Below are 20,293 nucleotides of genomic sequence, written 5' to 3'. Positions count from 1 at the left end.
CGCGCAGTCAGGTTGGGCCAGCGGGCCCCACCTAAAATCCCGCCCCTATGCAGAGATCGCACATCGTCAGGCCCGCGGCCATGTTCTGGGGGCTGGTGGTGTTCATGCCCGTCGGCGTCACTTACCTTTCGGCCCTGCTGCTGCTCGCCACCATGGGCCTGGCCGGCGGCTACCGCGAACGCTATGCGCGGCTGCGTGCCAACCCGCTGTGGTGGCCGATGGTGGCGTACCTGGCCTGGACCTTCATCGTGCTGGCCATCGGGCCGCACTACCCCGAGACCGGCTCGAACCTGTTCCACGGGCTGCGCATCGGCCTCACCATCTTGATGGCGATGGCGCTCACGCGCGAGGAAGCGATATGGGCGCTGCGCGGCTTCCTGCTGATCGCGGCGCTGAACGTCTTGCTGATCGTGGCCTATTACGCCTTCGGCTTTCCAATCTGGTCGCCGCTGCGCGCGGTGGTCATGGAAGTGGGCAACAAGTCGATCAGCAACGCGCTGCTTTTCAGCGTGGTGGCGTCCACGGCTGCCGTGTGGGGCATTGCGCAGATCGCCGCGCACAGGCCGCTGCGCGCCGTCCCCGCCTTTGTGCTGGTGCTCGGGCTGGGCCTGGTGGTGGCGCTGCCGCTGACCTCGCGCACGTCGGTGCTCGCGCTGATGCTGGTGATTCCCGTGGTGTGCATCCACCAATGGCGCAGCCACCTGAAGATGCTGGTGAGCGCGCTGGTGCTGGGTGCCGTGGTGCTGGCGGCGGCGCTGTATCAGCTGCCGCAGCTGCAGCACAAGGTCGAGACCGGCGTGGAGGAAATCGAGAAGGCGCAGGCCGGCGAGATCTTCAAGGGCAGCTGGGTTATCCGCTACTACATGTACCGCGACACAGGCCTCATGATTGCTGACCGGCCGCTCACCGGCTGGGGCATTGGCGGCTGGACCGACCAGTGGCACAAGCGCGGACCGGTGCTCTTCGCCGATTCGAACATGCCGCACAACGACTTTTTGTGGGTGGGCGCGCAGGGCGGCCTGCCGGCCTTGCTGAGCCTCTTGGTCATCATGGCCGGCGCCGTCTGGCAGGCGTGGAAAAGACCCGACATCGCGGGCCGCTACGCGCTCGCCGCCACGCTGATCGCGCTGATCGCGTCGAGTGTGAACTCGGCAATGCGCGACGCGCAGATCGGCCTGGCGCTGCTGTGGATCGCGATGGTCTACCTGCGGCTCGCACAGGAACCGCGGGATACGCTGCCCTGGCGCGGCCTGTGGCCGACGCGCCGCATCGCAGCGGTGCTCGATGAAGCCGTGCCGCAGTCTAGCTAGCTAGCGACGGCTGCTGCGCCTGGCTTCGGCCGCCGCGAATTGCCGCCCGGCCATTCCGACGAAAAAGTAGATTACCCCGGCGTGCAGCAGGCCGACGAAAAGCAGCACCAGCAGCATCGGCCCCAGTTGCAAGAGCGCGGCACCAGCGGCCAGGGCCGCCGACACCGAAACCGCCGCCTGAATGGCCAGGTCGATGGCGATCATCCCGAGCACGGCGCGGGTTTTCTCGTTGCGCGCCAGGTAGCGGCCGTTCTTCTTGCCGAAGGCCATGCACACCCACATCACGGCGCCCAGGAGTGCGGCCGTGTTGACGCCCGCATTGGCCTTGACGCCAAACAGGTTCAGCGCCAGCCCAAGGATGACCAAGAGGAGCAGGTAGGCGGCGCCGAAGCGGCCCAACAGACCGCGAACGGTCAATGCCGGGACGACACCGTCTCGCCCGCCTTCAGGCGGTAGAGCGTGCCGCAGTACGGGCACTTGGCTTCGCCGGTGCGCGCCACGTCCAGATAGACCTTGGGATGGGTGTCCCAGAGCTTCATGTCTGCCTTGGGGCTGGGGCAGAACACGCCGCCTTGATGGTTCAGATCCTTGGCCAGGAGTTCGACGACTGCGTTGGTAGGCATGGGTTTTCTCAGACTTTCGTGAGCCAATGGGCGTACTTTGGATTCTTGCCGTTCACGATGTCGAAGAAGGCCGCCTGGATCTTCTCGGTGATCGGGCCGCGCGAGCCGCCGTCGCCGCGGTTGCCGATTTCGACACGGTCGAGTTCGCGGATGGGCGTCACTTCGGCGGCGGTGCCGGTGAAGAAGGCTTCGTCGGAGATGTAGACCTCGTCGCGCGTGATGCGCTTTTGCACGAGTTCGATGCCGAGGTCCTTGCACACGTGCAGGATGGTGTTGCGCGTGATGCCGTTGAGCGCGCCGGCCGACAGGTCGGGCGTGTAGACCACGCCGCCCTTGACCACGAAGATGTTCTCGCCCGCGCCTTCGGAGACAAAGCCGCTCGCATCGAGCAGCAGCGCCTCGTCGTAGCCGTCATCCAGCGCTTCCATGTTGGCGAGGATCGAGTTGGTGTAGTTGCTCACCGACTTGGCCTGCGTCATCGTGATGTTGACGTGGTGGCGGGTGTAGCTGGAGGTCTTCACGCGGATGCCGCGCCGCATGCCCTCTTCGCCCAGGTAGGCGCCCCAGGACCAGGCCGCGACCATGGCGTGGATCCGGTTGCCCTTGGGGCTCACGCCCAGCTTTTCGGAGCCGATCCAGATCAGCGGACGCAGGTAGCAGCTTTCGAGCTTGTTCTCGCGCACGACCTGCTTCTGGGCTTCGTTCAGCTGTTCTGGCGTGAACGGGATCTTCATGCGCAGGATCTTGGCGCTGTTGAACAGGCGCTCGGTGTGCTCGGCCAGGCGAAAGATGGACGTGCCGCCATCGGCCGTCTTGTAGGCGCGCACGCCCTCGAAGGCGCCGCAGCCGTAGTGCAGCGTGTGGCTCAGCACGTGGATCTTGGCGTCGCGCCAGTCCACGAGTTCGCCGTCCATCCAGATCTTGCCGTCACGGTCGTCCAGCGAGGGGGGGATCGAGCTCATTTCCTGATTCCTTTGTTTGGGAAGCGGTGTGGGGGTGCGACGGAGAGGAAGTCGCAAAAGCTTGCGATTTTACGGCCGGCCCCGGAACGGGGTGCCCGACAATGGCCGGTTGTCCAAACCAGTGGAAAAAGGGTTTCCGTGTCCGTATTCAAGAACGTCATCGTCTATCGCATCGAACCTGCCTGGTCCCAAACATTGACCGAGGTGGAAGAAGGTCTCGGCAAGCAGCGCTTCGAGCCCTGCGGCCCCTCGCAGGAAAAGTCCGCCGGCTGGGTGGAGCCCCGCGGCGAGGCCAATGGCCCGCTGGCCGAATCCATCGGCGGCCAGTGGCTGGTCGAATACATGATCGAGAGCAAGGCCGTCCCCGGTTCCGTGGTGCGCCGCAAGCTCGACGAGCGCTGCGCGCAGATCGAGGCCACCACCGGCCGCAAGCCCGGCAAGAAGGAAAAGAAGGAGCTCAAGGAAGACATCACGCTCGAGCTGCTGCCAATGGCCTTCACGCGCAGCGCCCGCGTGGCCGTGTGGATCGACCAGGCCGAGCGTCGCCTGGTGATCAACAGCGCCAATGCCGCACGGGCCGACGAGGTGGTGACCAGCCTGGTGAAGTCGCTCGACGGCTTTGCCGTGGCCCTCATCAACACGCAGATCGAGCCGGCCGCCGCCATGGCCAACTGGCTGCTCACGCAGGAGCCGCCGGCCGGCTTCACCATCGACCGCGAGTGCGAGCTCAAGGCCTCGGACGATTCGAAAGCCGTGGTGCGCTATGCCAAGCATCCGCTCGACATCGAGGAAGTGCAAAAGCACATCACCGACGGCAAGCGCCCGACGCGCCTGGCGCTCACCTGGGACGACCGCGTGTCCTTCGAGCTGACGCATGGCATGCTGATCCGCAAGATCGTGTTCCTCGAGGGCACGGGCGACGGTGCCTCGGGCGGCAAGAAGGAAGACAACTTCGATGCCGACGTGGCCATTGCCACGGGCGAACTCGGCCAGCTGGTGCCGGCGCTGCTCGACGCGCTGGGCGGTGAAGCGGCATTCTCGGGCGCCCCGAAGGACGAGAGCGCGAAACCGGAGGCAGTGCCTGCTGCGGCGCCCACCACCTCGACACCGGCCGACGCCGTCGAGGAAGAAGAAGACGCGCCGTTCTGAAGACGGCGCCCCGCCCGGCTTGCCTGATCAGCTCGCCGGCGTTTCTTCTTCGGGCGGCGCCTCGGGCCGCGTCAGCGTCCAGCTCTGCAGCTTGCCGCCGTTGAACACGGCGTCGACATACGAGCCGCCCGTGTCGGTCCAGCGATAGAGCTCGGGCTGCTCGTCCTTGGGTGAATGCAGCTCGCCAAGTGCGCGCGTCATCGCGATGACGTGCATCAGCGTCGCGCCCTTCTTGAGCTTGGCGTTCAGCATCACCGCGCTCGCGACGTAGCCCACGGGCCGATCGGCCGCCCGCTTGAGCACCTGCATCGCGCGGTTGAAGTGCAACAGCAAAAACATCACGATCGCGCCGCCGGTCAGCGCCACGCCGGCCCAACCGTAGCTGCGCCATGCAAGCCCGAGAAGGATGATGCCGCCCACGGGCACCAGCAATTTCTGAAAATTCATGGGGCGCATTGTCGCCGCCCGGCGATCCTCGCCTTCCTGGCGTCATTCAAAAGTTCGCATGTGGATCGGCGGCGCTTTTCTTGCCGCACTGGCAAGACGGGCGGCAGTAGCGGCCATGGCTACTGCCGGGCGCGCGCGGCGGTACTCATCGCTAAAAGCAAGTAGCGCGGTCGCGCAAGCCGGCACATTTCACCGCACGGGCATCTGCCCGGGCCACTGAAAAGCGTATGAATCGTCCGCGTCCTGTCAGCTTCATTCGTCTCACCCTCGCCGCCGCGCTCACGGCCACCGTCCTCAGCGGTTGCTACGTGGTGCCACTCGGACAACCCGCACCCGCGGCGCCGCCCTCGCAGGCTTATGCCGTTGCACCGGGTCCGTTGGCGCAGAGCTTCAGTGCGCGGCTGTATCCGTCGAACGCCGAAGCGGCGCGCTACGGAACCGTCGCAGGCACGGTGACCAACGACATGAACGGCCGCGGCCATTTCAATGCGCAGATCGGTGGGGAGCAGTTCCAGGGAGAGGCGACCCGGGTTGCCGGCTCGCGAGGTGCCGGCCTGGCGAACGCCAGCGGCAATCGCGGCGGCAACCTGAGTTGCCAGTACACGATGAACTCGGCCACGTTGGGCAGCGGCCAATGCGTGCTCAACGGCGGACCGGCGTTCACGATGCACATCGGGGGGTAGGGAGGGTGGCCCGGCGCGTCACTGGCGCGCCGGGCATTTTTTTCCTCGAGTGAATTCAATCGAGGCGGCGGACCACGTCCATCGCCTCTTCGATGCGGTCGACGGCGTGAATCGTCAGGCCCTCGATCTCTTTCGATCCCTTGCGCGGCGCATTGGCCTTGGGCACCACGGCCACGCTGAAGCCCAGCTTGGCGGCTTCGCGCAGGCGCTCCTGGCCGCGCGGCGCGGGACGCACTTCACCCGCCAGGCCCACTTCGCCGAACGCGATGAAGCCCTTGGGCAGCGGCTTGCCGCGCAGGCTCGAAGTGATGGCGAGCATCACGGCCAAATCGGCCGCCGGTTCGCTGATGCGCACGCCGCCCACCGCGTTGACGAACACGTCCTGATCCATGCAGGCCACACCCGCATGGCGATGCAGCACGGCCAGCAGCATTGCGAGGCGGTCGCGGTCCAGGCCCACCGAAAGGCGGCGCGGGCTTGGGCCGCCGTTGTCGACCAGCGCCTGGATTTCCACCAGCATCGGCCGCGTGCCCTCGAGCGTGACCAGCACCACGCTGCCGGGCACCGGCTCGGCATGCTGGCTCAGGAAGATCGCGCTCGGGTTGGCCACGCCCTTCAGGCCGCGCTCGGTCATGGCGAACACGCCGATCTCGTTCACGGCGCCGAAGCGGTTCTTGATGGCGCGCACGAGGCGAAAGCTCGAATGCGTGTCGCCCTCGAAGTACAGCACCGTGTCGACCATGTGCTCGAGCACGCGCGGACCCGCGAGCGCGCCCTCTTTGGTGACATGGCCCACCAGCACCACGGCCGTGCCGCTGGTCTTGGCAAAGCGCGTGAGGTGCGCAGCGCATTCGCGCACCTGCGCTACCGAACCGGGTGCGGAGGTGAGCTGGTCGGAGTACACCGTCTGGATCGAATCGATCACCGCGATGGCCGGCCGCGTGGCGTCGAGCGTGGCGATGATCTTCTCGAGCTGGATCTCGGCCAGCACCTGCACCTGCGAATGGTCGAGGCCGAGCCGGCGCGATCGCAGCGCCACCTGCGCGCCGCTTTCCTCGCCGGTGACGTAGAGCGCGTTCTGCCCCGCGCGCTGCAGCGCATCGACCGCCTGCAGCAGCAAGGTCGACTTGCCGATGCCTGGATCGCCACCGATGAGCGTGACGCCGCCCGACACGATGCCGCCGCCCAGCACGCGGTCGAGTTCTTCGAGGCCGGTGGGCGTGCGCTCGATGTCGGTTGCTTCTATTTCCGACAGCGTGGCGAGTTCGGACGCTCCCGCGAGCGAGGCGTACTGCGTGCCGAAGCGGTTGTTGGCCGGGCCGCTGCCGTTGCCCGCGACCTGCTCGATGAGTGTGTTCCAGGCGCCGCAGCTCGGGCATTTGCCGAGCCACTTGGGGCTGGTGCCGCCGCATTCGCTGCAGACAAATAGTGTTTTTTCCTTGGCCATGCAGGGAGTTTAGGTGTCCGCACAAACCCTGATGGAAAACGGCTAGGAAAGAAATTCCAAATCATTTAACATGTTAACTAATTCAACGAGGTACAGCTTTTGAGCACCACCTTCACGCACCGCAATTTGCCGCGCCTGCTGCTGCAGGCCCGCGAAGCCGTGATGGCCCACACGCGGCCCAGCTTGCGCGAGCACGCGCTGTCCGACCAGCAATGGCGCGTGCTGCGCGTGCTCGGCGAGCACGGCGCCGTCGAAACCGGCCACGTGGCACGCGAGGCGTTCATCCTCGGCCCCAGCCTCACCGGCGTGCTCGCGCGCATGGAGCGCGACAAGCTCATCACGCGCAGCCGCGATCCCGAAGACCAGCGACGTACGGTGGTCGAGGCCACGCCACACGGCATGAAGCTGGTAAAGCGCTTGTCGACCAGCATCGAGGCGCACTACGACTGGATGGAAAAGTCACTCGGCAAGACCAAGCTCACCCAGCTCTACGGGCTGCTCGACGAACTCATTGCACTGGAGCAGCCCTCATGAGCAGCAGCGCCCCGCACTACCTTCCGACAGGCACCGTGTACGGCACGCTGCTGAACTTCCGCGCCGAGTTCGACGCGCTCGCGCCGCAGATGGTGCAACCGCCCTACAAGGCGCCGCCGAAAGCACCGGTGCTCTATGTGAAGACCGCCAACACCTGGAGCCCGCACGGCAGCGCCATTGCGGTGCCTTCATCCGTGCCTGAAGTGGAGATCGGCGCCAGCATCGGCATGGTGATCGGCGCCGAGGGCGACGTGGAAGGCTTCGTGCTAATGAACGATCTCTCGATTCCGCATGCGAGCTTCTTCCGCCCTCCGGTGAAGTTCAAATGCGTGGACGGGTTCCTCGGCATTGGTCCGGTCCTGCGCGACGCGCAGGAGGTGGCCGACCCCGCGGGCTTTCGCGTCGAGGTGCGCATCAATGGCACGCTCAAGCAGTCGATCGATTTTTCGCAGCTCGTACGTCCGGCGCAGCAGCTGCTGGCCGACGTCGGCGACTTCATGACGCTCGCGCACGGCGACGTGCTGATGCTGGGCTGCGACGCCGGCCGACCGCTGGCCCGCGCGGGCGATCGCATCGAGATTTCCGCGCCGGGGTTCGAGACCCTGGCCAACGCGCTGGTGCAGGAGGTGGCCGCATGAAGCACGCACGCGTCATATTCGAAGGCCGCGAACACACCGGCACCGCGCACGAATTCAATGGCGAGCAAGATGCCGCCGTGCGCCTGGAAGACGGCCGCGTGGTGCCGCAGGATCAGCTCACCTGGCTGCCGCCGCTTGCGCCTACGGCGCGGCCCCGCACCATCCTTGCGCTCGGCCTCAACTACGCCGACCACGCCAAGGAACTGGAGTTCAAGGCGCCCGAGGAACCGCTGGTGTTCGTCAAGGGCCAGAGCACGCTGACCGGCCACCGCCAGCGCACGCACCGCCCGGCCGGCGTGCAGTTCATGCACTACGAATGCGAGCTCGCCATCGTCATCGGCAAGACGGCGCGCCACGTGAAGCGGGACGACGCGTACGACTTCATCGGCGGCTACACCGTGGCCAACGACTACGCCATTCGCGACTACCTGGAGAACTGGTATCGCCCCAATCTGCGCGTGAAGAACCGCGACACCTGCACGCCGCTCGGACCGTGGTTCGTCGACGCGGCCGATGTGCCCGACCCAATGGCGCTTGCGCTCAAGACCACGGTGAACGGCACCGTCACGCAGCAGGGAAGCACGCGCGACATGATCTTCGACGCGCCCTTTCTCATCGAATATTTCAGTCGCTTCATGACGCTGTCGCCCGGCGATCTGATTCTTACGGGCACGCCCGACGGCGTGGTCGATTGCCGGCCCGGCGACGTGGTGGTGACCGAGATCGAGCGCATCGGCGCGCTGGTCAACACCATCGAAGGCAGCTAGCGCCGCGCTGCTTCCCCATACCAACGACAAAAGAGACAAACCCCATGACGACCAGGAACAAGCTAGCGCTCGCGGCGGCCCTGGTGGCCTTCGCCACCGCCACCTTCGCACCCCATGCACAGGCGCAGGCCTTCCCCGCCAAGCCCGTGCGCTGGGTGGTCGGTTATCCCGCGGGCGGCGGCACCGACTTTCTCGCGCGCACCGCGGGCGCGCAACTCTCGCAGCAGCTGGGCCAGCCGGTGCTGGTGGACAACCGCCCCGGCGCGGGCGCCATCATCGCGTCGGAGAACGTGGCGCGCTCGCCCGGCGACGGGTACACGGTGTTCTCGGCCGACAACGGCGTGTTGGTGTACAACCCCGCGCTCTACAAGAAACTGCCCTACGACGCGGAGAAAGACTTCGCAACCGTGGGCATGATGGGCCGCTCGACGCTCGTCATCACGGCCGCTCCCAACGCTGGCCTGGCCGACGCCAAGGCACTGATCGCCGCGCTGAAGGCATCGCCGGGCAAGTACAGCATCGCCACGCCGGGCACTGGCAGCCCGCATCACCTGGCGCTCGAATTGTTCCAGCGCGAAGCCGGTGTTTCGATGCTGCACGTGCCCTACAAGGGTGGCGCGCCCGCGCTGCAAGACCTGATGGGCGGACAGGTGCCGCTGATGATGCTCGACCTGCCCAGCGGCGTGAGCGCAGTGAAGGCCGGCAAGGTGGTGCCGCTCATGACCATGGGCGCCGAACGCATTCCGCAGCTTCCCAACGTGCCGACCGCCAAGGAGCTGGGCTACGCGGGCGTCGAGGCCTACACCTGGCAAGGCCTCGTGGTGCCGGCCGCCACGCCGAAGGATGTGCAGGCCCGGCTCGGCGCCGACTTGCAGAAGACCATGGCCGATGCCGGCGTGCGGCAGAAGCTCTACGACGCGGGCTGGGAGGCACGCCCCGCCGACGGCGCCGAAATGGCGCGCTTCGTCGATGCGGAGCGCAAGAAGTGGCATGCCTTGATCAAGGCGCGCGACATCAAACTCGACTGACCCTTACAGGGACCCCATGCAACAGATTCATCACCTCATCGGCGGCAAGAGCGTTGCCGGCACCGACTACTTCGAGACCGTCAACCCCGCTACGCAGGAGGTGCTGGCCGAAGTGGCCTCGGGCGGCGAAGCCGAAGTGAACGCGGCCGTGGCCGCCGCCAAGGAGGCGTTTCCGAAGTGGGCCGGCCTGCCCGCGACCGAACGCGCCAAGCTGGTCCGCAAGCTCGGCGACCTGATCGCCAAGCACGTGCCCGAGATCGCGCAGACCGAGACAAACGACTGCGGCCAGGTGATCGCGCAGACCGGCAAGCAGCTGATTCCGCGCGCGGCCGACAACTTCTATTACTTCGCCGAGATGTGCACGCGGGTGGACGGCCACACCTACCCCACGCCCACGCACCTGAACTACACGCTGTTCCATCCGGTAGGCGTGTGCGCGCTCATCAGCCCGTGGAACGTGCCCTTCATGACGGCCACCTGGAAGGTCGCGCCGTGCCTCGCCTTCGGCAACACCGCGGTGCTGAAGATGAGCGAACTCTCGCCACTTACGGCGGCGCGCCTGGGCGAGCTGGCGCTCGAAGCGGGCATTCCGCCCGGTGTGCTGAACCTGGTGCACGGCTACGGCAAGGAGGCCGGCGAGCCGCTGGTAGCCCACCCCGACGTGCGCGCGATCTCTTTCACCGGCTCCACCGCCACGGGCAACCGCATCGTGAAGAGCGCGGGCCTGAAAAAGTTCAGCATGGAACTGGGCGGCAAGAGCCCGTTCGTGATCTTCGACGACGCCGACCTGGACCGCGCGCTCGATGCAGCGGTATTCATGATCTTCAGCAACAACGGCGAGCGCTGCACGGCCGGCTCGCGCATCCTGGTGCAACAGTCGATCTATGCCGACTTTGCCGCGAAGTTCGCCGAGCGCGCCAAGCGCATCGTGGTGGGCGACCCGCTCGACGAGAAGACCATCGTCGGGCCGATGATTTCGCAGGGGCACCTGGCCAAGGTGCGCAGCTATATCGAGCTCGGTCCGAAGGAAGGCGCGACGCTGCTGTGCGGCGGGCTCGGCACGGCCGAACTGCCTGACCGCGTGAAGCGCGGCAACTACGTGCTGCCGACCGTATTCGCCGATGTCGACAACCGCATGCGGATTGCGCAAGAAGAAATCTTCGGTCCAGTCGCCTGCCTGATTCCGTTCAAGGACGAGGCAGATGCGATCCGCCTTGCCAACGACATCGAGTACGGTCTCTCGAGCTATGTGTGGACCGAGAACATCGGCCGTGCCCACCGCGTGGCGGCTGCGGTGGAGGCCGGCATGTGCTTCGTCAACAGCCAGAACGTGCGAGACCTGCGCCAGCCCTTCGGCGGCACCAAGGCCTCGGGGACGGGGCGCGAGGGCGGCACCTGGAGCTACGAAGTGTTTTGTGAACCAAAGAACGTTGCGGTTTCAATGGGTTCGCACCATATTCCGCATTGGGGCCTGTGAGATGTATAGCCTTGGGTGCGATCTCGCCGACGGGGTACCTTGCTCCGCGAATGTCCTCCGGCCTGCGGCCTCCCCCTTTATTTCGCTGCGCAAGGCACCCCATCGACGGGAGCGTTGTTCAGAGCGGTGGTTGATCGAGCGGAACAACCGCAGCGTCCAGTGTGCACAGGGCGCCGGGTGCTCCCCGCAGCGAAATAAAGGAGGAGGCCGCAGGCCGGGGGACATTCGCGGAGGGGAGTACCCGGTGGCCTGTGCACGCGCCCCGAAAGAAGATACAAGGCACCAGCAATGAGCCTGTACGCCATGCAGAAATTTCTGTTCGCGCTCAACCGCGATACCGACGTGCAACGCCGCTATGCGGAAGGCGGCGACACACGTGTCGAGTTGCTGGCTACCTATGACCTCAACGACGAAGAGCGCGAAGCCATCGACCAGGGCGACATCGGCAAGCTCTACGTACTGGGCTGCAACGGACAACTGCTCATGCACTTCGCACCACTGCTCGGCATTGCATGGGCCGACTACCTCGAAGCGATGCGCGAAGGCGTGCGCAAATACGGTCCGGTGCGTGCAGGAATTTATGCCATGACAACGGGCACAGACGAAAAGGTGGCAGGCGTATGAGCTTGGTTTTTGCAGGCGTGTGCAGCCACGCCCCCGGCATCACCGGACGCGCCCACCTGGCCGACCCGGCGGTGAAGGACGAATTTCACGCGCAGTTCCATCGCTTCGGCGAAGCGATGCGCGCGACGAAGCCCGATGCGGTGATCGTGGTCGCGGCCGAACACTTCGCGAACTTCTTCATGAACAACATGCCGGCGTATGCAATGGGCATGGCCGACAGCTACGAGGGCCCGATCGAGGACCCGAAGTGGCTGGGCATCGAGAAGACGAAGGTGCCCGGCGACGCCGCGCTTTCGCAGCGCCTCATCCGCGAGGTGATGCAGACCGTGGACGTGGCCTACGCGGAAGAATGGAAATTCGACCACGGCATCATGGTGCCACTCCACTTCCTGACGCCGAACTTCGACACCAAAGTCATCCCCGTGAACATCAACTGCCAGGGTCCGCCGCTCACGCCGCTGCATCGCGCCTGGGCCTTTGGCGAGGCATTGCGCCGCGCCTGCGACAAGGCGCCCGAGCGCATTGCGCTGGTGGGTACCGGCGGCATCTCGCATTGGCCGGCCACGCCCGATTCGGGCAAGGTCAATGCCGAGTGGGACGCCGAGTTCATGCGCCGCTGGTGCGCCAACGACCGCGAAGCGCTGCTCTCGCAGGACGACTACAACGACGAAGCCACCTACCGCGAAGCCGGCCAGGGCGGCTTCGAGATCCGCACCTTCCTGAGCGTGGCCGCGGCCGCGCGCGGCAAGGGCGAGATCCTGCACATGAAGGCCATCCCGATCTTCGCGGTGACATGCACTGCCGCGACGATGTCGATCGAATGAACGGAACACCCACATGCCGCACCTCGTGATCCTCTACACGCCCAACATCGAAGCCGAGACCGACATGACGGCGCTTTGCCACACGTTGGCCGACACCATGCTGAGGCAGCGCGACGAAGCCGGGCAGCCGGTGTTTCCCGTCGGCGGCACACGCGTGCTGGCTTACCCGGCTGCGCACTATGCGGTGGCCGACGGCAAAGCCGACTACGCCTTCGTGTACCTCAACATCCGCATGGCCGCGGGGCGCTCCGAAGCCGTGAAGAAGAATGCCGGCGACGAACTGCTGGCGGATGTGCGCGCACATTTCGAGCCCATCTTCAGCAAGCGCCACATCGGCATCACTCTGCAGATCGACGAAAGCCCCGGCCAGGTGTACGACGGCAAGCACAGCAACCTGCACCCCCTCTTCAACAAGCAGCAGTAAAGAAACCATGCTCACCGCCGAAACCATTGCCAGGCTCGCGGCCGAGCTGCACGAAAGCGAAAAATCGCGCGTGCAGGTCGAGCACTTTTCCAAGCGCTTTCCCGAGATGACGGTGGAAGACGGCTATGCCATCTCGCGCGAATGGGTCAAGGCCAAGATCGCCGAGGGCCGCACCGTGAAGGGCCACAAGATCGGGCTCACCTCACGGGCCATGCAGTTGTCCAGCCAGATCACCGAGCCCGACTACGGCACCCTGCTCGACGACATGTTCTTCGAGCAAGGCAGCGACATTCCGTTCAAGCGCTTCATCGCGCCGCGCATCGAGGTGGAGCTGGCCTTCATCCTCGGCAAGAAGCTGCAGGGCCCGAACGTCACGATCTTCGACGTGTTGGCAGCCACCGACTACGTGGTTCCCGCCATCGAGATCATCGATGCACGCATCGAACAGTTCGACCGCCACACCAAGGCGCCGCGCAAGGTGTTCGACACCATCGCCGACAACGCGGCCAACGCCGGCATCGTGATGGGTGGCCGTCCGGTGAAGCCCGACGCGGTCGACCTGCGCTGGGTGAGCGCGCTGCTCTACAAGAACGGCGTGATCGAGGAGTCGGGCGTGGCCGCGGCCGTGCTCAACCACCCCGCCACCGGCGTGGCCTGGCTCGCGAACAAGCTCGCGCCGTGGGACGAACACCTCGAAGCCGGCGAGGTGGTGCTCGGCGGGTCGTTCACCCGGCCCACCACCGCCGTGCCCGGCGACACCTTCCACGCCGACTACGGTCCCCTAGGCAGCATCGCCTTCCGCTTTGTCTGAAAGACGCTCCATGCACACACCTCTCAACACCTTCAAGCAGGCCATGCGGGCCGGCGAGCAGAAGATCGGCCTCTGGGTCGGACTGGCCGACGGCTATGTGGCCGAGATTCTTGCGGGCACTGGCTACGACTGGCTGCTGCTCGACGGCGAGCACGCGCCCAACGACGTGCGCTCGGTGCTCGCGCAGTTGCAGGGCATCTCGAGCGCGTGGTCGGCACAGCCCGAATCGGAGCGCTCGCACCCCGTGGTGCGGGTTCCGGTGGGCGACACCACGCTGCTCAAGCAGTACCTGGACATCGGTGCGCAGACCATCCTGGTGCCGATGGTCGATACCGCCGAACAGGCGGCGCGCATGGTCCAGGGCATGCGCTATCCGCCCGAAGGCATCCGCGGCATGGGCAGCGCCCTCGCGCGCGCCTCGCGCTGGCAGGCCTATCCCGGCTACCTGCACGAAGCCAACGCCCAGACCTGCCTGCTGGTGCAGGCCGAGACCGTCGAAGCGATGAAGAACCTCGACGCCATCGCGGCCACGCCGGGTGTGGACGGCGTGTTCATCGGTCCGGCCGACCTGTCGGCGTCGATGGGCTTCGTGGGCCAGCCGAACCACCCCGAGGTGCAGGCGGTGATCGCCGACGCCATTGCGCGCATCCGCAAGGCCGGCAAGGCGCCGGGCATTCTCTCGACCACCGAGGAGCAGGCGCGCAAGTGGCTCGCCGCGGGCGCGCAGTTCGTGGCGGTGGGCGTCGACACCACCCTGCTCACGGCGGCGGCGAAGCAGCTGGCGTCCAAATACAAGACCGCCGCAAGCGCAGTGACGCCCAACGGCTATTGAAAACAGTTCGTTTGCCTGCGCCATGACTTCTCCGACCGAACCCAAGCGCTTTCGCTCCGCCACCATCCGCGAAGGCACGATCCGCGCGACCACGCGCAGCTTTCTGCACGCGCTGGGCCAGGACGACGAGGACATCGAGCGGCCGCACATTGGCGTGTTCCACACGGGCGGCGAGATGAGCCCCTGCAACCTCAACCTGCGCGAGCAGGCGCAGCACGCCAAGACCGGCATCTATGCGGGCGGCGGCACGCCGCACGAATGCCCGGTGGTGTCGGTGAGCGACGGGCTCACCATGGCGCATTCGGGCATGCGCTTCTCGCTGATCTCGCGCGAGCTGATTGCCGACAGCGTCGAGGCCTCGACGCGCGGCCATCAGTGGGACGGTATCTTTGCCATCGGCGCCTGCGACAAGAACCTGCCGGGTTTGATGATGGGCATGGTGCGATGCAATGTGCCGAGCGTGTTCGTCCATGGCGGCTCGGCACTGCCCGGGCAGATGCCTGGCCCCGATGGCCGTGACCTCAACGTGGTCGACACCTACGAGACCATCGGCAAGGTGCTGGCCGGCACCGCCACGCACGGTGAACTCGACGCGATGAGTCGTGCCTGCTTGCCCACTGCCGGCGCCTGCGCAGGCCAGTTCACGGCCAACACCATGGGCATGTTGTCCGAGGCGCTGGGCCTCGCGCCCATCGGCTCGAGCATGGTGCCGGCGGTGTTCAGTGAGCGAGCGCCGCTGATGCGCCGCGCCGCGAAGAACCTGATGAAGGCGGTGATGGGCGACAGTCCGTTGCCGCGCGACATCGTCACGCGCAAGGCGCTCGAAAACGCCTGCGCCGTGGTGTCGGCCACGGGCGGCTCCACCAATGCGGCGCTGCACCTGCCGGCCATCGCGCACGAGGCGGGCATCAAGTTCCACCTCGATGACGTGGCCGAGATCTTCGCGCGGACGCCGCTCATCGCCGACTTGCGGCCGGGCGGGCAGTACCTGGCGCGCGACGTGTTTTACATCGGCGGCGCGGGCGTCATTCTTCGCACGCTGATGGATCAGGGCTTCCTGCACGGCGACGCACTCACCTTCACCGGCCGCACCATGGCCGAAGAGCTGGCCGATGCCGCCGCGCCCGATGGGCGCGTGGTGCGCGCTGCCGGCAACCCGATCACGCGCGACGGCGGCCTCGCGGTGCTCAAGGGCAACCTCTGCCCCGACGGCGCGCTGCTCAAGACCGCGGGCCTCCAGACGCTGATGCACCGCGGCCCGGCGCGCGTCTTCGAGTCCGAGGAAGAAGCCCAGGCCGCCGTGCAGAACCGCCGCTACGAAGCAGGCGACGTCATCGTGATCCGCAACGAAGGCCCGAGAGGAAGCCCCGGCATGCGCGAGATGCTGGGCATCACTGCCCTGCTCTACGGCCAAGGCATGGGCGACAAGGTGGCGCTCCTGACCGACGGGCGTTTTTCTGGCGCCACACGTGGCCTGTGCATCGGCTATGCGGGGCCCGAAGCAGCCGACGGCGGACCGATCGCGGCACTGCGCGATGGCGACATCGTGGCCATCGACGCGCGGGCCGAGGCGCGCAGCATTTCGGTGGAACTGGCGGCGGAAGACATCGCGCGCCGGCTGTCCGAACGTCAGGTAAACGCGGGGGCCCCGCACCGCGGCTTGCTGGAAAAATATGCCCTCACCGTGCGCCCGGCCCACCAGGGCGCCGTGACCCATTCGGGCGCAGTCACCTGGCTGCGCGACGAGTCGTAGCCGCTGAAATCACTATCACACCCGGAGACAAACCATGACCTTCACCCGCCGCCACATGCTGCAGACAACCGGCGCCTCGGCGCTGCTCGCGAGCCTGGGCCAGCACGCCTTCGCGCAAGCCTCGATCGAAACAGCCACCATCGTCACCGGCTTTGCAGCCGGCGGCACCTCGGACACCACCTGCCGCCGCATTGCGCAAAAACTCAGTCCCGAGTACGCCAAGGCCGCCGTCGTGGAAAACCGCACCGGCGCGGGCGGGCAGATTGCCGTGAGCTACGTGAAGGGTCGGCCGGCCGACGGCACCACCATCCTGCAGACGCCGACCTCGATCCTCACGATCTACCCGCACATCTACAAGAAGCTGCCGTACGACCCGATGGTCGACCTCACGCCGGTCAGCATCGCGTGCATCTTCGACTTCGGCTTTGCGGTCGGGCCCGCGGTGCCGGCCAGCGTGAAGACGGTGCCTGAGTTCCTGGCCTGGGCCAAGGCCAATCCGGCCGGCGCCAACTTCGGTTCGCCCGCCGCGGGTTCCACGCCGCACTTCATCGGCGCGCTGCTGGGCAAGAAGGGCGGCGCAGAGCTCAAGCACGCGGCCTACCGCGGCACGCAGCCGGCCATGCTCGACCTCCTGGGCGGCAACATCTCGGCCGTGTCGGGACCCATCGGCGACATCACGCAGCACCTGGCCTCGGGCAAGGTGCGCATCCTGGGCGTCTCCGGCGCCAAGCGCAGCCGCTTCGCACCCGACGTGCCGACCTTCGGCGAGCAAGGCATCCACGACATGGCGCACAGCGAATGGTTCGCGTTCTTCCTGCCCGCCAAGGCATCTCCGGAACTGGTCGCGCGGCTGAACACCGCCATGAAGAACGCACTCGCGCAGAAGGACGTGATCGACGGGCTCGGCACCTTCGGGCTGGAAGCCATGTCCTCCACGCCGGGCGAATTGACCGATCTGCTCAAGAAAGACACCGCCAAGTGGGCGCCGATCGTGAAAGAGGTCGGCTTCACAGCGGAGGGATGACCCACCCCCGTACCTCGCTCACTTCGTGTAGCTCGACTCCCCCCTCAAGGGGGCAACACCAGCGGCCCGGCAAAGCCGGTTCCGCGGTGTTTCCCGCAGGAAGACGTGGAGCAAACCATCTGAAAGGAACTGCAATGAACGCACCCGTCACCATCGCGCCATCGGCGCTGGTCCATCCCTCGATCCATCCGGACGAGCGCGCCGCGCGCGAACAGCTTGCGGCCTGCTATCGCGTCTTCGCGATGCTGGGCTGGACCGAGATGATCTACAACCACATCACGCTGCGGCTGCCCGACAGCGTGACGGGTGGAGAGAAGCAGTTCCTCATCAACCCCTTCGGGCTGCACTACAGCGAGGTCACGGCCAGCAACCTGGTGAAGATCGACCTGCAGGGCAAGGTGCTCGACGGTTCGAGCCATCCGGTGAACCCGGCCGGCTTCACGGTCCACGCCGCCATTCATGACGGCCTGCCGGGCGCCCACTGCGTGATGCACACGCACACCACGGCCGGCGTGGCCGTGGCCTGCCTGCAGGGCGGCCTGCAGCAGACCAATTTTTATACCGCGCAGCTGCACGGCATGGTGGCGTACCACGACTTTGAGGGCATCACCATCCATGCCGACGAAGGCCCGCGCCTGCTCAGGAGCATCGGGAACCGCAACGCGGTGATCCTGCGCAACCATGGCCTGCTGGCCTGGGGGCAAACGTTGCCGCAGACCTTCGCGATTCTGTGGACGCTGCAACGCGCCTGCGAGATCCAGATGGCGACCTTCTCGATGGGCGCGGCCATTCCGGTGAGCGAGGACATCGCGCAGCGCTGCACGCGCGACGCGCTGCAGTTCAGCCCCGAGCATGGCGCGGGGCAGGATGTGTTCGATGCCCTGGTGCGCCAGGTGGACCGTATCGATCCGAGCTACAGAAACTAAGGCGGCCTCCTTCATGAAGATTTGCATCTACGGCGCCGGCGCCATCGGCGGATGGATCGGCGCCGGCCTTGCGCAAGCCGGCGAGCGCCTCAACGTGGTGGCGCGCGGCGCCACGCTCGACGCGCTGCAGCGCGATGGCCTTTCATTGATGCGCGGCGACGTGCGCATGCGCGTGCCCGTCAACGCAGTGGCCGAGCCCGAATCGCTGGGCGTGCAAGACCTCGTGGTCATCGCCGTGAAGGCGCCTGCGCTGGCCGGGGTGGCCGAGCGCATCGGGCCGCTGATCGGACCCGACACGATTGTGCTGGTAGCAATGAACGGTGTGCCGTGGTGGTTTCTGGAAGGCGGCTTCGGCGGGGCCATCACCGGCCACCGTTTGGCAGCCGTCGACCCCGACGGCGCGATCGCCAGGGCCATTCCCACGCGCAACGTGATCGGCTGCGTGGTGCATGCGAGCTGCTCGCTCGACGGCCCCGGCGTAGTGCGGCATCACTTCGGCAACGGGCTGATCGTGGGCGAGCCCTCGGGCGAAGCCACGCTGCGCGTGCAGAAGCTCGTCGCGCTGCTCAAGAGCGCCGGCTTCGACACCACGCTGTCGCCGCAGATCCAGAAGGACGTGTGGTTCAAGCTCTGGGGGAACATGACGGTCAACCCGATCAGCGCGATGACCGGCGTCACCACAGACCTGATCATGGGCGACGACTACGTGCGCGGCTTCATCTCGGCCGTGATGCTCGAGGCGAAGGAGATCGGACGGCGCATCGGCATCGAGATCACGCAGAGCCCGGAAGACCGGCATGCGGTGACGATGAAGCTCGGCGCGTTCAAGACCTCGATGCTGCAGGACGTGGAAGCCGGCCGGTCGGTGGAGCTCGATGCGCTGGTCACCGTGGTGCGCGAGCTGGGCGAGCTGACCGGAGTGGCCACGCCGTTCACCGATGCGCTGCTAGGCCTCGCGCGCTTGAAGCTGCGGCAGCTTGGCCTGTATTGATTGGGCGCTCCACGTCCACCTTCAACCCGTCACAGGTTTTCGCGGCATCGTCACCCACCAGGCCGCCACCACGATCAGCAATCCGCCGGCCCAGCCCCAGGCCCCGACCGTCTCCCCGAACCCATACACCGCGATCAACGCCCCGAACACCGGCTCGCTCCCCATCAGCAGCGACACCCGGCTCGGGCTCGAACGCGAGGCCGCATGGTTCTGCGCGAAGAACGCGAAAACCGTGCACAGCAGCACGAGGTAAGTCATGCCCCACCAGAAGGAGGCCGTGGTGGGCGGCATGTGCCACGCGCCCTTCGACGCGGCGAGCGACAGCACCGCCGCGCCGAGCGCCATCACGCCCGACTGCACCGCCGTCAGCGTCAGTGCCGGCATCGAATGACGGCCGGCGAGCCGCCGCGTCATGCAGACCATCACGGCACGCAGGAAAGCGGCGATCACCATCAGGCCGTCGCCCCACCCCACCGAGATGTCCGTGGGCGAGGTGGCCGACAGCATGGCAGCGCCCGCCGCCGACAGGCCCGCTGCCCAGAACACGCGCTGTTCCGGCCGCTGCCCGAGCAGCCACCATTCGACCAAAGGAGTGAGCGCCACGCACAGGCTGATCAGGAACGCGGCATTGCTCGCCGTGGTGAGCGACACGCCGAAGGTCTCGCAGACGAAGATCGCCAGCAGGTTGGCGCCGAGCAGGCCGCCCACCGCAACGCCTTGCCGCCATTGCGCGTTGAAGAGCGGCTTGAGCGCCGGCAGCAGCACGACGAAGGTCAGCCCGAAGCGCAGCGCGATGAACTCCAGCACGGGCAACTGCTGCGTGGCCTGCTTGGCCACCGCATAGCTGCCGCCCCACACGGCCGCCACGAGCAGCAGCATGATCTCGGCGGCGCCGATGCCGGCCCACCTTCTCTCGCCCCATGCGGCCGGGGCGATGCCGCGCACCTGCTTTGAATCCATACTGTCGGCCCATCGTCCTGAACAATGAAGGAAAGAATTGTTCCGGGCATCACACGGGC

Annotated in this window: 23 protein-coding genes; 17 read left to right on the top strand and 6 right to left on the bottom strand. The window is 66.5% G+C overall.

The annotated features are described in order from the left end of the window. Positions 1 to 47: 47 nt before the first annotated feature. Positions 48 to 1,310 carry an O-antigen ligase family protein gene (locus tag J2X92_RS10215; protein ID WP_307575411.1) on the top strand — a complete coding sequence of 421 codons (1,263 nt, stop codon included), beginning with the start codon at positions 48 to 50 and terminating at the stop codon, positions 1,308 to 1,310. Here J2X92_RS10215 and J2X92_RS10210 read toward each other — a convergent pair whose 3' ends face one another. From J2X92_RS10210 to J2X92_RS10200, 3 genes are read right to left on the bottom strand one after another with little or no spacing between them, the layout of a single operon-like run. Continuing rightward, positions 1,311 to 1,727, bottom strand: coding sequence for an ABZJ_00895 family protein (locus tag J2X92_RS10210; RefSeq protein ID WP_307575410.1), 417 nt, complete (start codon positions 1,725 to 1,727; stop codon positions 1,311 to 1,313). After that, positions 1,724 to 1,933 (bottom strand): zinc-finger domain-containing protein, encoded by a 210-nt coding sequence (locus tag J2X92_RS10205; RefSeq protein ID WP_307575409.1) that lies wholly within the window; start codon positions 1,931 to 1,933, stop codon positions 1,724 to 1,726. Before J2X92_RS10205 ends, J2X92_RS10210 begins: the two co-directional genes overlap by 4 nt. Positions 1,934 to 1,941: 8 nt before the next feature. Next, the gene (locus J2X92_RS10200; protein ID WP_307575407.1) at positions 1,942 to 2,895 is read right to left on the bottom strand and encodes a branched-chain amino acid transaminase; all 954 of its coding nucleotides are present in this window, start codon (positions 2,893 to 2,895) and stop codon (positions 1,942 to 1,944) included. Positions 2,896 to 3,033: 138 nt separating this feature from the next. Here J2X92_RS10200 and J2X92_RS10195 point away from each other — a divergent pair, with 138 nt between their 5' ends. Continuing rightward, a complete protein-coding gene (locus J2X92_RS10195) occupies positions 3,034 to 4,044 on the top strand; it encodes a recombination-associated protein RdgC (RefSeq protein WP_055800426.1) in 1,011 nt (336 codons plus the stop codon). Between the two features lie 27 nt (positions 4,045 to 4,071). Here J2X92_RS10195 and J2X92_RS10190 read toward each other — a convergent pair whose 3' ends face one another. After that, entirely contained in the window at positions 4,072 to 4,500 is a 429-nt protein-coding gene (locus J2X92_RS10190; RefSeq protein ID WP_307575405.1) for a glycerate kinase, read from the bottom strand. Between the two features lie 218 nt (positions 4,501 to 4,718). Here J2X92_RS10190 and J2X92_RS10185 point away from each other — a divergent pair, with 218 nt between their 5' ends. Next, a complete protein-coding gene (locus tag J2X92_RS10185) occupies positions 4,719 to 5,174 on the top strand; it encodes a hypothetical protein (RefSeq protein ID WP_307575404.1) in 456 nt (151 codons plus the stop codon). A gap of 55 nt (positions 5,175 to 5,229) precedes the next feature. Here the strand turns inward: J2X92_RS10185 and radA are convergent, their stop codons facing one another. Further along, complete coding sequence (gene radA, locus J2X92_RS10180; RefSeq protein ID WP_093021195.1) at positions 5,230 to 6,621, bottom strand: DNA repair protein RadA; 1,392 nt, start codon at positions 6,619 to 6,621, stop codon at positions 5,230 to 5,232. A 99-nt stretch (positions 6,622 to 6,720) separates the two neighbouring features. Here radA and hpaR point away from each other — a divergent pair, with 99 nt between their 5' ends. From hpaR to J2X92_RS10110, 14 genes are all read left to right on the top strand, one after another. Then, a complete protein-coding gene (gene hpaR / locus J2X92_RS10175; RefSeq protein ID WP_055800415.1) occupies positions 6,721 to 7,155 on the top strand; it encodes a homoprotocatechuate degradation operon regulator HpaR in 435 nt (144 codons plus the stop codon). Continuing rightward, complete coding sequence (locus J2X92_RS10170; protein ID WP_307575401.1) at positions 7,152 to 7,793, top strand: fumarylacetoacetate hydrolase family protein; 642 nt, start codon at positions 7,152 to 7,154, stop codon at positions 7,791 to 7,793. The genes hpaR and J2X92_RS10170 overlap by 4 nt, the downstream gene beginning before the upstream one ends. Continuing rightward, positions 7,790 to 8,560 (top strand): fumarylacetoacetate hydrolase family protein, encoded by a 771-nt coding sequence (locus J2X92_RS10165; protein WP_307575399.1) that lies wholly within the window; start codon positions 7,790 to 7,792, stop codon positions 8,558 to 8,560. The genes J2X92_RS10170 and J2X92_RS10165 overlap by 4 nt, the downstream gene beginning before the upstream one ends. Positions 8,561 to 8,604: 44 nt before the next feature. After that, a complete protein-coding gene (locus J2X92_RS10160; RefSeq protein WP_307575397.1) occupies positions 8,605 to 9,588 on the top strand; it encodes a Bug family tripartite tricarboxylate transporter substrate binding protein in 984 nt (327 codons plus the stop codon). A gap of 16 nt (positions 9,589 to 9,604) precedes the next feature. Further along, positions 9,605 to 11,065, top strand: a complete 1,461-nt coding sequence (gene hpaE, locus J2X92_RS10155; RefSeq protein WP_307575395.1) for a 5-carboxymethyl-2-hydroxymuconate semialdehyde dehydrogenase — start codon at positions 9,605 to 9,607, stop codon at positions 11,063 to 11,065. Positions 11,066 to 11,353: 288 nt separating this feature from the next. Next, positions 11,354 to 11,689 (top strand): aromatic ring-opening dioxygenase subunit LigA, encoded by a 336-nt coding sequence (locus J2X92_RS10150; RefSeq protein WP_307575393.1) that lies wholly within the window; start codon positions 11,354 to 11,356, stop codon positions 11,687 to 11,689. After that, on the top strand, positions 11,686 to 12,513 hold the full coding sequence (locus J2X92_RS10145; RefSeq protein ID WP_307575391.1) for an extradiol ring-cleavage dioxygenase: 828 nt from the start codon (positions 11,686 to 11,688) through the stop codon (positions 12,511 to 12,513). Before J2X92_RS10150 ends, J2X92_RS10145 begins: the two co-directional genes overlap by 4 nt. A 13-nt stretch (positions 12,514 to 12,526) precedes the next feature. After that, complete coding sequence (locus J2X92_RS10140; RefSeq protein ID WP_307575389.1) at positions 12,527 to 12,937, top strand: 5-carboxymethyl-2-hydroxymuconate Delta-isomerase; 411 nt, start codon at positions 12,527 to 12,529, stop codon at positions 12,935 to 12,937. A gap of 7 nt (positions 12,938 to 12,944) precedes the next feature. Then, positions 12,945 to 13,748: a 2-oxo-hept-4-ene-1,7-dioate hydratase gene (hpaH, locus tag J2X92_RS10135; protein WP_307575388.1), complete on the top strand. Its 804-nt coding sequence runs from the start codon at positions 12,945 to 12,947 to the stop codon at positions 13,746 to 13,748. Positions 13,749 to 13,758: 10 nt separating this feature from the next. Beyond that, positions 13,759 to 14,580: a 4-hydroxy-2-oxoheptanedioate aldolase gene (hpaI, locus tag J2X92_RS10130; RefSeq protein ID WP_307575387.1), complete on the top strand. Its 822-nt coding sequence runs from the start codon at positions 13,759 to 13,761 to the stop codon at positions 14,578 to 14,580. Between the two features lie 22 nt (positions 14,581 to 14,602). Further along, positions 14,603 to 16,333: a dihydroxy-acid dehydratase gene (ilvD, locus tag J2X92_RS10125; protein WP_307575386.1), complete on the top strand. Its 1,731-nt coding sequence runs from the start codon at positions 14,603 to 14,605 to the stop codon at positions 16,331 to 16,333. Positions 16,334 to 16,367: 34 nt separating this feature from the next. Next, the gene (locus tag J2X92_RS10120) at positions 16,368 to 17,357 is read left to right on the top strand and encodes a Bug family tripartite tricarboxylate transporter substrate binding protein (RefSeq protein ID WP_307575384.1); all 990 of its coding nucleotides are present in this window, start codon (positions 16,368 to 16,370) and stop codon (positions 17,355 to 17,357) included. Between the two features lie 134 nt (positions 17,358 to 17,491). Then, complete coding sequence (locus tag J2X92_RS10115) at positions 17,492 to 18,283, top strand: class II aldolase/adducin family protein (RefSeq protein ID WP_307575382.1); 792 nt, start codon at positions 17,492 to 17,494, stop codon at positions 18,281 to 18,283. A 13-nt stretch (positions 18,284 to 18,296) separates the two neighbouring features. Continuing rightward, positions 18,297 to 19,274: a 2-dehydropantoate 2-reductase gene (locus tag J2X92_RS10110; RefSeq protein ID WP_307575381.1), complete on the top strand. Its 978-nt coding sequence runs from the start codon at positions 18,297 to 18,299 to the stop codon at positions 19,272 to 19,274. A 21-nt stretch (positions 19,275 to 19,295) separates the two neighbouring features. Here J2X92_RS10110 and J2X92_RS10105 read toward each other — a convergent pair whose 3' ends face one another. Further along, on the bottom strand, positions 19,296 to 20,234 hold the full coding sequence (locus J2X92_RS10105) for a DMT family transporter (protein WP_307575379.1): 939 nt from the start codon (positions 20,232 to 20,234) through the stop codon (positions 19,296 to 19,298). Between the last annotated feature and the right edge of the window lie 59 nt (positions 20,235 to 20,293).

The sequence above is a fragment of the Variovorax paradoxus genome (assembly GCF_030811855.1).
Taxonomy (GTDB): Bacteria; Pseudomonadota; Gammaproteobacteria; order Burkholderiales; family Burkholderiaceae_C; genus Variovorax; species Variovorax paradoxus_L.
This window is presented reverse-complemented; position numbering and strand designations above follow the sequence as displayed.

Bases quoted from the DNA above. Each gene is read 5' to 3' on its own strand.
- J2X92_RS10215 (WP_307575411.1), top strand. From the start codon at position 48: ATGCAGAGATCGCACATCGTCAGGCCCGCGGCCATGTTCTGGGGGCTG.
- J2X92_RS10205 (WP_307575409.1), bottom strand. From the start codon at position 1,933: ATGCCTACCAACGCAGTCGTCGAACTCCTGGCCAAGGATCTGAACCAT.
- J2X92_RS10200 (WP_307575407.1), bottom strand. From the start codon at position 2,895: ATGAGCTCGATCCCCCCCTCGCTGGACGACCGTGACGGCAAGATCTGG.
- J2X92_RS10190 (WP_307575405.1), bottom strand. From the start codon at position 4,500: ATGCGCCCCATGAATTTTCAGAAATTGCTGGTGCCCGTGGGCGGCATC.
- J2X92_RS10185 (WP_307575404.1), top strand. From the start codon at position 4,719: ATGAATCGTCCGCGTCCTGTCAGCTTCATTCGTCTCACCCTCGCCGCC.
- radA (WP_093021195.1), bottom strand. From the start codon at position 6,621: ATGGCCAAGGAAAAAACACTATTTGTCTGCAGCGAATGCGGCGGCACC.
- J2X92_RS10170 (WP_307575401.1), top strand. From the start codon at position 7,152: ATGAGCAGCAGCGCCCCGCACTACCTTCCGACAGGCACCGTGTACGGC.
- J2X92_RS10165 (WP_307575399.1), top strand. From the start codon at position 7,790: ATGAAGCACGCACGCGTCATATTCGAAGGCCGCGAACACACCGGCACC.
- J2X92_RS10160 (WP_307575397.1), top strand. From the start codon at position 8,605: ATGACGACCAGGAACAAGCTAGCGCTCGCGGCGGCCCTGGTGGCCTTC.
- hpaE (WP_307575395.1), top strand. From the start codon at position 9,605: ATGCAACAGATTCATCACCTCATCGGCGGCAAGAGCGTTGCCGGCACC.
- J2X92_RS10150 (WP_307575393.1), top strand. From the start codon at position 11,354: ATGAGCCTGTACGCCATGCAGAAATTTCTGTTCGCGCTCAACCGCGAT.
- J2X92_RS10145 (WP_307575391.1), top strand. From the start codon at position 11,686: ATGAGCTTGGTTTTTGCAGGCGTGTGCAGCCACGCCCCCGGCATCACC.
- J2X92_RS10140 (WP_307575389.1), top strand. From the start codon at position 12,527: ATGCCGCACCTCGTGATCCTCTACACGCCCAACATCGAAGCCGAGACC.
- hpaH (WP_307575388.1), top strand. From the start codon at position 12,945: ATGCTCACCGCCGAAACCATTGCCAGGCTCGCGGCCGAGCTGCACGAA.
- hpaI (WP_307575387.1), top strand. From the start codon at position 13,759: ATGCACACACCTCTCAACACCTTCAAGCAGGCCATGCGGGCCGGCGAG.
- ilvD (WP_307575386.1), top strand. From the start codon at position 14,603: ATGACTTCTCCGACCGAACCCAAGCGCTTTCGCTCCGCCACCATCCGC.
- J2X92_RS10120 (WP_307575384.1), top strand. From the start codon at position 16,368: ATGACCTTCACCCGCCGCCACATGCTGCAGACAACCGGCGCCTCGGCG.
- J2X92_RS10115 (WP_307575382.1), top strand. From the start codon at position 17,492: ATGAACGCACCCGTCACCATCGCGCCATCGGCGCTGGTCCATCCCTCG.
- J2X92_RS10110 (WP_307575381.1), top strand. From the start codon at position 18,297: ATGAAGATTTGCATCTACGGCGCCGGCGCCATCGGCGGATGGATCGGC.
- J2X92_RS10105 (WP_307575379.1), bottom strand. From the start codon at position 20,234: ATGGATTCAAAGCAGGTGCGCGGCATCGCCCCGGCCGCATGGGGCGAG.